Annotated in this window: 9 protein-coding genes and 1 riboswitch; all 9 genes read right to left on the minus strand. The window is 49.8% G+C overall.

Annotated elements, in window-relative coordinates:
- The coding region (locus SOW26_RS01980) for a glycine--tRNA ligase (RefSeq protein WP_320651799.1) at positions 1–998 on the minus strand (998 nt) is incomplete at its 3' end.
- A gap of 180 nt (positions 999–1,178) precedes the next feature.
- Positions 1,179–1,919 (minus strand): DNA repair protein RecO, encoded by a 741-nt coding sequence (gene recO / locus SOW26_RS01985; RefSeq protein ID WP_320651800.1) that lies wholly within the window; start codon positions 1,917–1,919, stop codon positions 1,179–1,181.
- 12 nt (positions 1,920–1,931) lie between these two features.
- Positions 1,932–2,831, minus strand: coding sequence for a GTPase Era (gene era / locus SOW26_RS01990; protein ID WP_320651801.1), 900 nt, complete (start codon positions 2,829–2,831; stop codon positions 1,932–1,934).
- A 38-nt stretch (positions 2,832–2,869) separates the two neighbouring features.
- The gene (locus SOW26_RS01995; RefSeq protein ID WP_320651802.1) at positions 2,870–5,791 is read right to left on the minus strand and encodes an insulinase family protein; all 2,922 of its coding nucleotides are present in this window, start codon (positions 5,789–5,791) and stop codon (positions 2,870–2,872) included.
- Between the two features lie 155 nt (positions 5,792–5,946).
- The gene (locus SOW26_RS02000) at positions 5,947–7,560 is read right to left on the minus strand and encodes a Na+/H+ antiporter NhaC family protein (protein ID WP_320651803.1); all 1,614 of its coding nucleotides are present in this window, start codon (positions 7,558–7,560) and stop codon (positions 5,947–5,949) included.
- A gap of 117 nt (positions 7,561–7,677) precedes the next feature.
- Positions 7,678–7,847, minus strand: a riboswitch (Lysine riboswitch).
- A gap of 105 nt (positions 7,848–7,952) precedes the next feature.
- Complete coding sequence (gene nifJ, locus SOW26_RS02005; RefSeq protein WP_320651804.1) at positions 7,953–11,495, minus strand: pyruvate:ferredoxin (flavodoxin) oxidoreductase; 3,543 nt, start codon at positions 11,493–11,495, stop codon at positions 7,953–7,955.
- 333 nt (positions 11,496–11,828) lie between these two features.
- Positions 11,829–13,247: a 2-amino-4-oxopentanoate thiolase subunit OrtB gene (gene ortB, locus SOW26_RS02010; RefSeq protein WP_276959903.1), complete on the minus strand. Its 1,419-nt coding sequence runs from the start codon at positions 13,245–13,247 to the stop codon at positions 11,829–11,831.
- Complete coding sequence (gene ortA / locus SOW26_RS02015; protein ID WP_320651805.1) at positions 13,240–13,548, minus strand: 2-amino-4-oxopentanoate thiolase subunit OrtA; 309 nt, start codon at positions 13,546–13,548, stop codon at positions 13,240–13,242. Before ortA ends, ortB begins: the two co-directional genes overlap by 8 nt.
- 27 nt (positions 13,549–13,575) lie before the next feature.
- Positions 13,576–15,033 (minus strand): Na+/H+ antiporter NhaC family protein, encoded by a 1,458-nt coding sequence (locus SOW26_RS02020; RefSeq protein WP_276959901.1) that lies wholly within the window; start codon positions 15,031–15,033, stop codon positions 13,576–13,578.
- Between the last annotated feature and the right edge of the window lie 132 nt (positions 15,034–15,165).

The raw sequence follows: 15,165 nt of genomic DNA on the forward strand, positions 1-15,165 counted from the left end.
TCGATAACGTAGGGAATGTAGTGCTCGCCCTTCTCCTGATCGAAGTATTCCAGGCTCTTGCCGGAGGCCTCCTGATGGCGGCCCAGGTCGTAGTTGGTGCGGTCGGCAATGCCCCACAGCTCGCCCCAGCCGGAGCCGAAGGGGAACTGGTATTCGATGTCGGTGGTGGCACGGGAATAGAAGGCCAGCTCGGCAGGCTCATGATCCCGCAGCCGCAGGGACTCTTCCTTGATGCCCAGGGAGGTCAGCCAGTTCTTGCAGAAGTCCTTCCAGTAGGCGAACCACTCCAGATCCGTGCCGGGCTTGCAGAAGAACTCGCACTCCATCTGTTCAAACTCCCGGGTACGGAAGGTGAAATTTCCCGGTGTGATCTCGTTCCGGAAGGATTTTCCGATCTGACAGATTCCAAACGGGATCTTCTTTCTGGAGGTTCTCTGCACATTTTTAAAGTTGACAAAAATGCCCTGTGCGGTTTCCGGCCTTAAATAAACCACATTCTTAGCGTCCTCCGTCACTCCCTGGAAGGTCTTGAACATCAGGTTAAATTCCCGGATCTCCGTAAAATTATGGCTTTTACAGGATGGACAGGGAATCTTATGCTCCGCGATATAAGCCTCCATCTGCTCGTGGCTCCATCCGTCAATGCTCTCCCCGATATCCAGCCCCGCTTCCTTTGCGTAGTCTTCGATCATCTTGTCGGCACGAAAACGCTCATGGCACTCCTTGCAGTCCATCAGAGGATCACTGAACCCGCCCAGATGTCCGCTGGCAACCCAGGTCTGCGGATTCATTAGAATGGCACAATCCACTCCCACGTTGTAGGGAGATTCCTGGACAAATTTCTGCCACCAGGCTTTTTTCACGTTATTTTTCAATTCTACACCCAGATTTCCATAATCCCATGTATTGGCAAGACCTCCGTAGATCTCTGATCCCGGATATACAAATCCTCTGGATTTTGCCAACGCTACAATTTTTTCCATCGTCTTTTCTGCCATACTTCTACCTCTCTTCCTTGTCCCTGTGTTCTTCGTTTATGTTTTATCATTATAGCCTGTCCCCCGTGCTTTTTCAAGGATTCCTTTCCTTCTCCGCGGCTTCCCCGGCTTTTCAGACTTCCGTCTTTCCTCTTTTTTCAGATCCCTGCTTTCACGGCAGAGAGTTCTCTTTTTGATCTGTCACTCTCCTGCGATCTGCTTTAGGATCTCCAATGTCTGAAACGTTTTGTCGATGTGGATCCTGCTATAATCTTTCCATAATGTTTCCAACTCTTCCTGAACCTGCCGGCTGACTACAAACTGATATAGCTGTTCCACCGGAGCGCTCAGGATATACTGCAGTGTGTAAACGGTAGAAGGGTGCAGCTTCCTCCCTTCCTCCTGACACTTTCCGCAGACCAGTCCTCCCCGTCTCATGCTAAATCGTTCCAGTCCTTCCTTTTTGCCGCAGAATACACAGCTAAATGCCTGCGGTCCTTCTCCGTTGATGGCAATGGCTTTCCATTCAAAAATCACCTGTACCAGAGAATCGGGAATGCTTTTTGCCGTCAAAGCCCGCAGTGACTGATACAAAAGCTTTAAAAGAAGGGTCTCATCCGTTCCTTCCCGCGCATAATAATCTGCCATTTCCAGGAAATACAGCCCGCGGCAGACCCATTTCGTATCGCCTCTCAGCTCCGAAAAATAATTGATGACTTCTGCCTGGACCAGCGTGTAGGAGCTTTTTCCTTCATATACTGTAAATTTTCCAAAGGTAAAGGCTCCTGTTGCCCCCAAAAGAGAACTCCCCTGCCTTCTTGCTCCTCTGGCAAATCCGGATATCTTTCCTCTTTCCTTCGTCAGCAGAACTACTCTTCTGTCATATTCTCCCACAGGCGTACTGGAAAGGATCATGCCGGTTACTTTGATTTGATTTACCACCTGTTTTCCCGCCTATCTTTCGTCTTTGTGATAGCCGAAATTCTTCATGAGAAATTCACTGTCACGCCATCCTTTTTTTACCTTGACCCACAGTTTCAGATTGACCTTTTCGCCCAAAAGCCTTTCTATTTCAAACCGGGCCGTGCTTCCGATCTTTTTCAGCATGGCTCCCTGCTTCCCTATGATGATCCCCTTGTGGGACTCTCTTTCACAGATAATGGCAGCGTCAATGTGCACGACCTTTTTCTGCTTCTGCATCCTTTCTATCACAACCGCTATTCCGTGGGGAATCTCCTCCTGCAGTGCATGGAGGGCCTTCTCCCGGATCAGTTCTGCCACGATCTGCCGTTCCGGCTGATCCGTGATGGTATCCTCCTCATAAAACCTGGGACCTTCCGGAAGGCAGCCAAAGGTTACCTTTAACAATTCTTTTGTGTTTTCTCCGTTTCTGGCTGAGACCGGAACGATGGCCGTGAAGTCGCACAGCTCCTTATAGGCATTGATGCAGGGAAACACCTCTTCTTTTTTGACGCTGTCGATCTTGTTGATCACCAGAATGACCGGTGTCCTCACTTCTCTTAATCGGGATGCGATCTGCCTTTCTCCTTCCCCGATAAAGGTAGACGGCTCCACCAGCCACAGGATCACGTCCACTTCTCCCAGTGTCTGCTTTGCGGTCTGTACCATATATTCTCCCAGCCTGTTTTTTGCCTTGTGGATCCCTGGGGTATCTACAAATACGATCTGCCCGGCTTCTGTTGTCAATACCGTCTGGATACGATTTCTCGTAGTCTGCGGTTTGTTAGAGGTGATCGCGATCTTTTGTCCGATCAGATAATTCATCAGCGTGGACTTCCCCACATTGGGACGTCCGATCAGGGTCACAAACCCTGACTTATATCCTGTCTCCATCTTCTTCTCCTTCTTTTCCTTTATCGAAAGAATCTCTCCTAAAATCCTGTGATCACATCAAACAGCTCTCTGTCTTCCCGGAGCTTTTCTTCACTTCCCACTACGCAGATCTGACCGGCTTCCAGCACCGCTTCCACAATATCCGCCAGCTTCCGGATATCCTCCTGACCAGCCTCCAGTATCTGCCTTCTTTCCTCACGGATCCGATCCAGCGTCAGTCCGCACATATGCAGGTTCATGGATCGATCCCCTGCTGCCGCCGGCGTCATAGGCTGATCCAGATTGCTGATGGTCCCAATGATGTATTTGGTCATGTCTCGTTCCGTCACCTGAAAAGTGCGGAGATACTCCACCACTCCCCGATATACTTCCAGGGTTTTTCTGAGATTGGGATCCCGGTAGGAGGCAAAATACCCCTCCCCTGTTCGACTGAATCCGCTCATACAGCCATAGGCTCCGCCCTTTACCCTTACATTCTGCCACAGATAGTCGTAGCTTAAAATCACCCGCAAGATCTGCAGGGTTCCCACATAGTCAAATCCTTTCTCCCGAAAATTTCCTGCCTGCACCACATACTGTACCTTGGACGCCGTTTGAAATCCTTCTTTTTCTTTTTTACAGGACACCGGACGGATCTTTGTCTGCGCCTGTCCCTTCCACAGCTTCTGTTCCAGGGTTTTGATACAGCTTTCTATCTCTGACAGCCGTTTCTTTGGCGCTGTGTAGCTGATACACAGATTTTCCCGGCAAAACAGTCTTTTCGCCAGCTCCCGCAACTGCCTCTTCAGTCCTTCCTTTTCTTCTTCAAAGTGTTCTTCCAGTCGTTTTACCACCTCATAGAAGGCAATGCCGCCGGTCAGCTCCTTGACCCTGGATGCCGGAGATGCATAGGACGCTGCCCGCCGGATCGCTGTGGCATGCCCTGCCGACTGGAATTTCATCAGCAGCCTGGATTTCACCATGGACAGGATCTCTTTCAGTCGTTTTTCATCCTCCAGTTTGGAACGAAGCAGCATTTCTTCTGTCATGCGAAATGCCACCGGAAGCTTGGGGAACAAAGCCTTTGCTTTCACTTCAAAGGTGCACTGGTACTCTTTCCCGGAAGAGTCGCCCAGATCCGGATACAGCTCCAAGGATGTTTCGATCCCTCCTGTATGTACGTTGATCTCGTCAAAAAATTCTCCGTACTCAAAATTCTCCGTATCAATGATTCCGAGAACCGCCTGCAAAATCCCCACATATGGCAGCAACTCTTCTTCTATTCCGGTAAAATAAAACAGAAAATCCACATATCCGATGCCGTTGGTCTCAATGTCATGGAGGATCACCGGCGTCTCGGAAACCATGATCTTTTCATTGTATACCGGCTCTACCTCCCGGGAAATATCCGTCCGCTTCAGCACCGGAATCTTTTGGATGTCTTCTTCTCTTTCTTCGGAGGACTGGTATTCCAGAAGTCTCTGTGTCTGCCGTACCAGGGCTTCCCTCTCTTCTTGGGCCAGGCTCTCTTTGTAGGTCTGCAGCTTCTCTTCCAGTTCCTTATCCAGCCTGAGCGTCCTTCCTTTTTCCGGCAGGACCGTCACCACCGCTCCATGTGGATTTTCCAGCAGATAGGTTCGGATCAGGTCTTCATAATATCCTGTGCCCACCCTTTCCCGCAGCAGCGGAAACAACGCCTCTGCTTCCAGGTGGAGAAACGGACTATTATCATCATACAGCCAGCTGTCCATCATCTGAAGTCCGTACATCAGCCCTTTGGGATAGTTCCCAAAATCCGCCTCCTTGCTCCGGAATTCATGATAGTTGATCCCTGCCTCCAGCGCTCTTTTGTCGATCCCCTTTTCCACCAGGTGGCGCAGGGTGTCCTCCACCGTCTGCACAAAAGCTTCCTTTTCCTCCGGATTGGCATTCTTTGCCACTACGGAAAAGACAGGCTGGTAGGTGCTGTTATCATAGGATCCCATAATATCTTTCCCGATCTGTTGTTCCAGCAGTGCTTTCTTCAAAACGGCTCCCGGCGCAGAAAGAAGGACATAATCCAGGATCTGAAATGCCAGATACAGCTCCCGATCCAGATTGGTTCCGATCACCTTATTGTAGGACAGGTAGGTGTTGTCTTCCTCCCCTTCTTCGTTGGTAATAGAATAAAAGATCTCTTTTTCTTTCATTTCTGAAAACGGTTTTTGGAGAGAAATAGCAGAATCCACCTCCAGCTTCTGAAAATGCTGCAGGTATTCCGCATCCAGCCATCTCAGTTTTTCTTCCATGTCCATCTTCCCGTACAGATAAATGTAGCTGTTGGAGGGATGATAGTAGGTTCGGTGAAATTCCAGAAATTCCTCATAGGTCAGATCCGGGATACACTCCGGATCCCCTCCCGATTCGTTGGCGTAAGAAGTATCCGGAAACAGCGTATTCAGCACCACCCGGTCCAGCACTCCCTCCGGCGAGGAAAACGCTCCTTTCATCTCATTGTAGACCACTCCGTTGTATTCCAGCTTTCCCTCTATATCCTCCAGCTTGTAGCTCCAGCCCTCCTGCAGGAAGATCTCCTTTTTCTGGTAGATATTAGGATAAAATACTGCGTCCATATATACATGCATCAGATTCTGAAAATCCTTGTCGTTGCAGCTTGCCACCGGATAAACCGTCTTGTCCGGATAGGTCATGGCATTCAAAAAGGTGTTCAAAGAGCCCTTCACCAGCTCCACAAAGGGATCCTTTACCGGAAAATTCCGGGATCCGCACAGCACAGAATGCTCCATGATATGGGGAACGCCTGTACTGTCTTTTACCGGCGTCCGAAACCCGATCTGAAACACCTTGTTTTTGTCTTCGTTCTCCAGCAGAACCACTCTGGCTCCCGTCTTTTTATGCTCCAGAAGGGTAGCTTTGGCGGAAATTCCCTCCAACACACTCTCTCCTTTGACTCTGTATGCATCCACTCTTTCTATACTCATGAACAGATAAATCTCCTCTCTTTTTTCTGTAAAATATCTCTTTAAGTATAGCATCCCCCCCTCAAAGGTGCAATAACGGAGCCTTCCCTTTTTCATGTCAAAAAGCGGCAAATCTTCCGATCTGCCGCTTTCCATGCTTCTGTATTTTTTATTTCCTAAGCCTCTTTTTCCTTCGAGATTTTCCGAATCACCAGCAGAGTTCCCAGCATTAAAAGGATTCCTACCGGAAGTCCGATGTAAGGATTCTGAACGAAGCCTACGATCACATAATTAACGAAGGATACTCCTGCCACCGTCAGTGCATACGGCAGCTGAGTGGTTACATGGTTGACATGGTTGCACTGTGCCCCTGCCGACGCCATGATGGTCGTATCGGAAATGGGAGAACAGTGATCCCCACATACGGCTCCCGCCATACATGCTGAAATGGAGATGATCATCATAGTCTCATTGGTTCCTGAGAATACTGCCACTACAATAGGGATCAGGATCCCAAAGGTCCCCCAGGAGGTTCCTGTCGCAAAGGCCAGGAAGCATCCTACCAGGAAGATAATGGCCGGAAGCAGATTGATCAGACCGCCTGCTGCCGAATCCATGACGCCTGCCACATATTTTGCTGCGCCCAGGCTGTCTGTCATGGCTTTCAAGGTCCAGGCAAAGGTCAGGATCAAAATCGCAGGTACCATCGCCTTAAAGCCTTCCGGAACACATTCCATGGATTCTTTAAACTTCAAGACCTTACGAGCCGCATAGAACACAATGGTGATCACCAGTGCAAAAAAGCTTCCCAGCACCAGCCCTACAGATGCGTCACTGCCCGAAAAGGCTTCTACAAAACTTGCGCCGGAGAAAAATCCACCGGTGTAGATCATACCGATCACACAGCACACAATCAGCATCAGGATAGGCAGGATCAGGTCGATCACGCCGCCCTTGCTTTCATCCACTTCCACCTCTGCATTGGCATAAGGTCTGTCCGGTGTCGTGTAGATATCCCCGTTGATGGCGTTCTTTTCGTGTACCCGCATCGTACCGTAATCCATCTTGAGATAAACGATGGCCAGCATCATCACAATGGTAAGAATAGCGTAATAGTTATAGGGGATGGCACGGATAAAGATGGAAAATCCATCCTCTCCCTTTACAAACCCCGTAACGGCCGCCGCCCAGGAGGAGATAGGTGCGATAATGCAGACCGGAGCCGCCGTAGCGTCGATCAGATAGGACAGCTTCGCTCTGGAAACGTTGTGCTTGTCCGTAACCGGACGCATGACGCTTCCTACCGTCAGGCAGTTAAAATAATCGTCTATAAAGATCAGTACGCCCAGAATGATGGTTGCCAGCTGTGCGCCTGTTCTGGTCTTGATCCGCTTGCCGGCCCAGCGTCCAAAGGCTGCAGAGCCGCCTGCCCGGTTCATCATAGATACCATAACTCCCAGGATCACCAGGAATACTAAAATTCCCACATTGTAGCTGTCAGACAGCACACCTATGATCCCGTCCTGGAATACATGGGTAACTGTTTTTTCAAAGGTAAATCCCGAGTAAAACAAACCTCCCATTAAGATCCCCACAAAGAGGGAGCTATAAACCTCCTTTGTGATCAACGCCAGCGCGATCGCCACCACCGGCGGGATCAGCGCCCAAAAGCTTGCATACATTTTAGGGACGTACTCCGCCTTTTCTGCTGCAAACGTTGTCATACAGCTACATACCAGAAGCATTGTCAGCGCAAATGCTCCCCCTAACCATCTTCTCTTGTTCCTCATCGTAAAAACTTCCTTTCTGTATCATGATAATTCCGGGAATTTTCCACGAATCGTAAAATGCCATGAGCGCACGCGCAGGCACACTCATGGCATAAACTTCTCTTACTTGAAATCTTATACTCTGATAGCGCTCCACGATTAGTGACAGTCCACGATATCTTCTACCGTAAACCAGAGAAAGGATGCGGGTCATCCCATCTCTTCGGCGATCTCCCCTTTCTCCAAAAAGCAGCTTCCCACGCTGTGGCTTTCCGGTTACTGATGAATCTCGCGCCTCTACCAAATTCCCTTTTAATACTTATAGCACAAAGAGGCCATAAAGTCACGCTTTATTTTTCTTTGGCTATAAGTTTTTTACTTTTTTACTTTTGTCTTGGTTCCGTCTTTTTTGCTTACTCTGCATCCGGCTTGTAAAGCTCTACCAGTTTCTTCAGATGTGTGTACTGGCTCTTAGCTTCTGCCTCGTTCTTTGCAAAGAGTCTTGCAGCCTTTTCCGGATTTGCTCTCTTCAGTGCATTGTAACGAACTTCTCCGTCCAAGAATGCCTGGTAGTCACCCTTAGGCTCCTTGCTGTCCAGAGAGAACTTGCCGCCTTCTGCTGCCGGATTGAACCGGAAGTTATACCAGTATCCGCACTCTACCGCCAGCTGCTCTTCTGTCTGCGCCTTGCCCATACCGGCCTTGATTCCATGGTTGATACAAGGAGCGTATGCAATGATGATAGATGGTCCCGGATAAGCCTCTGCCTCGGCGATCGCTTTTACCGTCTGGTTAAAGTCTGCTCCCATCGCGATCTGTGCCACGTATACATATCCGTAGCTCATTGCGATAGCTGCCAGATCTTTCTTCTTCGTCTCTTTTCCGCCTGCTGCAAACTGAGCGGTAGCACCTGTCTTGGTTGCCTTGGAGGACTGTCCTCCGGTGTTGGAATATACTTCCGTATCAAATACCATGATATTGATATCTTCTCCGCTGGCGATCACATGATCCAGACCACCGAATCCGATGTCGTAAGCCCATCCGTCTCCACCGAAGATCCACTGGGATTTCTTTGCCAGGAAGTCTTTGTTCTTTACCACTTCCTTGCATACGTCACAGTCAATGCCTTCCAGTGCTGCTACCAGTTTATCTGCTGCATCGCCGTTGGTCACGCCGCTGGCGAAGGTATCCAAATATTCCTGACAAGCTGCCTTTACTGCTTCCGATGCCTGATCGGATGCCAGGATGGTTTCCACATTTTCTTTTAGTCTCTTACGGATGGCTTTCTGTGCCAGCAGCATACCGTAACCGAACTCTGCATTGTCCTCAAACAGAGAGTTGGACCATGCCGGTCCCTTTCCTTCCGGAGTCACTGTGTAAGGAGTGGACGGTGAGGAATTTCCCCAGATAGAGGAGCATCCGGTTGCATTTGCAATGTACATCCTGTCTCCAAACAGCTGGGTGATCAGCTTGGCATACGGTGTTTCTCCGCAGCCTGCACAAGCGCCTGAGAACTCAAGCAGCGGCTGTTTGAACTGACTTCCCTTTACTGTTTCCGGTTTGAATTTGGCAACGATCTCCGGCTTTACAGGAATCTCTCTTCCGAAATCAAAGATCTTCTGTGCCTCGTCTGCGTTTGCTTCCATATTTTCAAGCACCAGTGCCTTTTCGCCCTTCTTTCCGGGACAAACGTTTGCACAAGAGCCACATCCGGTACAGTCATATCCGGAAACGCTGATCACAAACTTCATTCCCGGCATACCGATCATGTCGATAGCTTTTGTGCCTTCCGGTGCATTTGCAAACTCTTCTTCTGTCAGAGCCACCGGGCGGATTACCGCATGCGGACATACATAAGCGCAGCGGTTACACTGGATACAGTTTTCTTCTTTCCAGCACGGGATATCCACAGCGATTCCACGCTTCTCATAAGCTGCTGTTCCGGACGGCGTAGATCCGTCTGCGTATTCTGTAAAGGCAGATACCGGAAGATTGTTTCCTTCCTGTGCATTTACCTTTGCCTGCACATTCTTTACGAAGTTTACAACATCATCTGCTCCGCCTTTGATGCTGGGAGAGTGAAGGCCTTCGTCTTCGCAGTTCTTCCAGGAATCCGGAACGGTGATCTCCACTACCTGCTTTGCTCCCGCATCGATAGCGTCGTAGTTCATCTGAACGATCTTGTCGCCCTTTCTTCCGTAGGTTGCTTTTGCAGCCTTTTTCATCAGATCAATAGCTTCTTCTTCCGGAATGATGGACGCCAGCTTGAAGAAGGCAGACTGCAGCACGGTATTGATACGTCCTCCCAGTCCGATCTCTTTTCCGATCTTGATTCCGTCGATGGTGTACAGCTTGATGCCGTGGTTTGCGATAAATGCCTTCACCTGTCCCGGAAGGTGCTTCTCCAGTCCTTCCATATCCCATGGACAGTTCAAAAGGAAGGTACCTCCGTCTACCAACTCCTGTACCATGTTATACTTATCTACATAGGACGGGTTGTGGCAGGCCACAAAGTTTGCCTTGCGGATCAGGTAGGTGGACTTGATGGGTTCTTTTCCAAAACGCAGGTGAGACATGGTCACACCACCGGATTTTTTGGAATCGTAATCAAAGTATGCCTGTGCATACATATCTGTGTTGTCACCAATGATCTTGATGGAGTTTTTATTTGCTCCTACCGTACCGTCGGCACCCAGTCCCCAGAACTTACAGTTGATGGTTCCCTTCGGTGTGGTAACCAGATGTCCTGCCGTCTCCAGAGACAGGTTGGTCACATCATCCACGATACCGATAGTAAATCTTTCTTTTGCTTCGTTGTTAAACACAGCTACGATCTGAGCCGGAGTCGTATCCTTGGATCCCAGACCATAACGTCCGCAGTTGATCTTTACCTGATCGAATTTAGTTCCCTTCAGTGCAGAAACCACATCCAGGTACAGAGGCTCTCCCTGTGCTCCCGGCTCTTTGGTCCTGTCCAGAACGTTGATCACTTTAACGGTCTCCGGAATCACATCCAGCAGTGCCGGTGTGTAGAACGGTCTGTACAGACGCACTTTTACAACACCCACTTTTTCTCCTGCTTCCATCAGGTAATCAATCGTCTCCTCTATCGTATCACAGACAGATCCCATGGCGATGATCACCTTTTCTGCATCCGGCGCCCCGTAGTAGTTAAAGAGCTTGTAGTCTGTTCCGATCTTAGCATTTACCTTGTCCATATACTCTGTTACGATCGCCGGCATAGCATCGTAGTAGGAGTTGCTTGCTTCTCTTGCCTGGAAGAAAATGTCAGGATTCTGAGCAGATCCTCTGTGGCACGGATGATTCGGGTTCAGTGCGTGATTTCTGAAAGCATCGATGGCATCCAGATCTACCAGGTCCTTCAGATCCTCGTAATCCCATGTTTCAATCTTCTGGATCTCGTGAGAAGTACGGAATCCGTCAAAGAAATTGATAAAAGGAAGCTTTCCCTTCAGAGCTGCACAGTGTGCTACCGGAGTCAGGTCCATTACTTCCTGTACGCTGGATGCGCAAAGCATGGCAGCACCTGTCTGACGACAAGCATATACGTCGGAATGGTCCCCAAAAATAGACAGTGCATGGCTTGCAATCGCTCTTGCAGATACGTTGAACACTCCCGGAAGCTGTTCTCCTGCCACTTTATAAATATTGGGAATCATAAGCAGCAGCCCCTGTGACGCTGTAAAGGTAGTGGTCAAAGCTCCCGCTGCCAGCGAGCCGTGTACCGCTCCTGCCGCGCCTGCCTCTGACTGCATCTCTGTTACCTGGACTGTCTGTCCGAAAATGTTCTGTCTCCCTTCCGTTGCCCACTCATCGATGTGCTCAGGCATAACTGAGGATGGAGTGATCGGATAGATCGCCGCAACTTCGGTATACGCATAGGATACGTGAGCCGCAGCCTGATTACCGTCCATAGTCTTCATTTTTCTTGCCATTTCTATTGTTCCTCCTTATAAAATATGATACTTATAGTACAACATACCGTATGGATTCATTATATCCTTAAGATTGACAAAAGTCTAGCTATTATTCCGATTCCTTTTGTTCATTTTCCCATACAAAAAGGTTTCTTTCCACCTTTTTTGCCGCCCGCTCTGCCAAGAAGAAAGGACCTCCCGATCCGCCGTAAAACGGTTTGGGGGAGATCCCTTTTTCTTTCTGTCAGCCTCTTTCTCTTCTGCTGTGGCAGAAGTGTCGTATCTTATCCTTCTGTCGGAACGTCCATGTAATCGAAACCGGCGAACACAGATGCTCTGTCTGCCTTTCCGCTACACCTCTACTCCCTCCTGTGTCAGTCTCTCTGTCACAAATTCCCGGGATTCCCTGATCTCTTCCATGATGAAGGCAATGTCTTCCTCGCTGGCTTTGGTCATCTGGTAATGCTTTACACAATTGTGGATATAAGAAGTTTTTGCCCGTTTCAGGTCATAGGGCCTTGCCTTGATCATTCCCGGATGCTCCGGAAATACCAGACTTTTCCCTGCTACCTCTTCCTCCGGATCCCCAAACTGTACCTGGATGCCGTTTTTCTTCGCAAAGGTCAACTGGGGAAGGGTATGTTTCCCTGCTCCGGTGTACTCTGTTTCCTGCACGATAATGATCTCGTCCTGATCCATCTCCTGTGCCAGCGCAAAGGCTGCCGTCAGGGAAGTATTTCCTGCCGGGCCTCTCTCGTATCCTTCCAGGACTGCCAGAGCCTGCGTCATGTAAAATACTTCTCCCTGCTTCACCAGCACATTCTCATCCATGTATCGAAGCGTTCTGGCCGCATTTCTCGGACAATCCGACCGGTCCGGCCAGGTAATGAAAGGAATGGCAAAGCCTGTATGCCCGGTAGTGCAGGATTTTTTATTGAAATCGTCGTTGGAGGCCATGTGCAGTCCTTTCAGGTCGATGCTTGCCCCTACGATCTTTGTTTTCTCTGCGCCCGCCTTCTTCAATCCTCTTGCCGTGCCTGTCAGATTGCCGCCTCCTGCATTGGTGCAAACCACCACGTCCGGATCTTTTCCATAGCGTTCCCGGCATTGCATAGCCAGTTCGTATCCCAGCGTCTCCACTCCGGCGATTCCAAAAGGCGTATACAAGGAAGCGTTAAAATATCCGGTATCCTCCAGAAGTCCCAGGAAGGTGGTAAACAACTCCGGCCCCACCGTCAGCTGCACCACTTCCGCTCCCAGCGCTTCACAGATCCTCTGTTTTTCCAGGATTTCCGGCTGTCCCACCTTGTTGTCATCGTAGCATTCCTGCACCACGATACACTTCAGACCATAAAGCGCAGCCTGTGCCGCTACTGCCGCCCCGTAATTTCCGCTGGTTGCCGCGATCACCCCTTTGTATCCCAGTTTTTTTGCATGGTAAACCGAAATGGCAGCTCGGCGCGCCTTAAAGCTTCCGGAAATGTTGCACGCCTCGTCCTTTACCAGGATCCTGGCTCCCTTCCCCGGTTTTGCACAGCTTCTGGCAAGCGCCGTCAGGTTCCGCATTTCCAGCAAGGGCGTATTCCCCACTCCATGCTCCAGCTGGATCTTGCGCATCTCCTCCATAGAGTAGCCTGCTTCCTGCATCATCTTCTCGTAGTCAAATCCGATCCCCTCATATTCGAATTCCGCGTATTGAATCTGCATTGCCTGATGCATGATCTGGCTTTTTCTGCTGTTTAACGCCTGATAAGACATATCTTTACTCATGTGACACACCTCCCAGTATCTCTTTTACCTGTCTTTCGATCCGGATCAGCTCCGGCTGGAACTCTCCGTAATCATGATGGTACCCCGGATTGAGAGATACCAGCTTTCCCCTGACTCTTCTTCCTGTATTTGTCAGGATTTCTATCTCCTCCCCTTCTTTTTTGTCTTCACATGCTTCTCCCTTTACCCACATTTTCAGGCTGCATTTCATGGTGTCCTCCGGCACCTGGGGAGCTCTTTCATAGGCAGGCAGAACGATTGTCTCAATCTCCACCCAGTCTCCTTTTTTTACTTCAAACATCCTCTTCACCTCTTTCATCATCTGCGGTTATTCTGCCGCTTCTTCCTGAACGCTTTCCTTTCCGGTCATCTGCCTGTTCTTCCTTCCGTCATTTCTTCCGATCCCCAGGATCATGGTCACCAGCATAACCAGCAGCATTCCGTAGCAATAGAAGACGCAGGGCATTACCGCCGTTGCGTTTAGCGGAGCCGTGCTGTCCGCTGCAAATCCCAAGGTATAGATGATCGCCGGTGTCCAGGGCAGGGTATATACCAGCGTATTAGACTGTGCATCCATCAGGTTGGCGATACGGTAGGGGCTGATTCCCTGTTTTTCTCCCATGGGTTTTGCAAAGGACGCCCCCACTGCCAGGATCGCCGGAGCGTTCAGCCCCATCAGTCCCGACAGTACAATGATCATAAGAGAAATGGTCAGCTCTGTACTGAAGGGTGTTTTTGCAATCTTTCCCAGAGATTTCAAAAGCATCACGTCTCCCTCGCCCTGGCGCATGATATTGATGGAACCAAACAACAGCAGGGCCAGGATGCACACCTGGATCATACTGTTTAGTCCCGTATACAAAATACCGTCCACCGTCCGATCCAGTCCTTCTCCATGAACAGCGATCACCGCCGGTACCTGGGGATCCACCGCGTCGATCTGGATAAAATCAAACAGTCCGGCGCCTACTCCTACTGCAATCCCCACTACGGTTCCTATGGTAGTGGCAATGATGATATCTCCCGTTTTCACTGCGATCACAATGGTGACGATCACCGGAATGAACATCAAAAGCGTCTTGGGATCATAATCATAATGGGCCACTGCGCCCCCTTCTCCTCCGGTAAAAGCACCGTACACAAAGATGCAGATAATGGTGATCAGCCCCGCCGGAATGGCATATTTCAGACGGCTTCGCACCACGCCCGGCACGTCCACTCCCTGAGAAGTCGCAGAGCAGATGGTGGTGTCCGACACCGGAGCCAGATTGTCTCCAAACGCCGCTCCTGAAATGATAGCTCCTGCCAGCAGTGCAGGGTTTGCTCCCAGCGCCACGCCTGCCGGGTACAGGACTCCCATCCCTGCCGCGATGGTTCCAAATCCGGTTCCCGATGCGGTTGCCAGAAGCGCCGAAGCCAAAAACGTGATCACTGCAAACAGCGTACTGCCCACTCCTACGCTGGCCGCGATTCCCGCCACTCCGTCTGCCAGTCCCGACATTCTCAGTACCCGGGAAAATACACCCGCAAAAATCCAGCACACAATGGGGATGACCGCCTCTTTGCTGGCAATCCCCTCAATAATGGTGGACGCATAATGATATTTGTCCTTTGCCAGGAAAAACGGGATCAGCAACGCCGCAAATGCCGGCACCCATAGCGCTCCGTCTGAAATGGATCCCCATACAAAGGTCGTCGTGACGATCAGTATCAGGAACACGATAAACGGCAGAAATGATACCCAGGTTCCCCCATAAAATTCCAATTTTCTTTTTTTTGTTTCCATAAGTCCTCCTTTTCCTCTTGATAAACTGATTTTTATACTTATAGAATAAGCAAAATCTGTGCCAACTGATCCTTCCCCGGATTTTCCGCCAATTTTTTTCTTTCTTTTCTTTTTCCCACGCGGCAAGCCCTG

It is taken from the genome of Suipraeoptans intestinalis (assembly GCF_034091795.1).
Lineage (GTDB): Bacteria > Bacillota > Clostridia > Lachnospirales > Lachnospiraceae > Suipraeoptans > Suipraeoptans intestinalis.

Excerpts from the sequence above, each read along its gene's own strand:
- era (WP_320651801.1), bottom strand. The coding sequence starts at position 2,831 with ATGGAGACAGGATATAAGTCAGGGTTTGTGACCCTGATCGGACGTCCC.
- SOW26_RS01995 (WP_320651802.1), bottom strand. The coding sequence starts at position 5,791 with ATGAGTATAGAAAGAGTGGATGCATACAGAGTCAAAGGAGAGAGTGTG.
- SOW26_RS02000 (WP_320651803.1), bottom strand. The coding sequence starts at position 7,560 with ATGAGGAACAAGAGAAGATGGTTAGGGGGAGCATTTGCGCTGACAATG.
- nifJ (WP_320651804.1), bottom strand. The coding sequence starts at position 11,495 with ATGGCAAGAAAAATGAAGACTATGGACGGTAATCAGGCTGCGGCTCAC.
- ortB (WP_276959903.1), bottom strand. The coding sequence starts at position 13,247 with ATGAGTAAAGATATGTCTTATCAGGCGTTAAACAGCAGAAAAAGCCAG.
- ortA (WP_320651805.1), bottom strand. The coding sequence starts at position 13,548 with ATGTTTGAAGTAAAAAAAGGAGACTGGGTGGAGATTGAGACAATCGTT.
- SOW26_RS02020 (WP_276959901.1), bottom strand. The coding sequence starts at position 15,033 with ATGGAAACAAAAAAAAGAAAATTGGAATTTTATGGGGGAACCTGGGTA.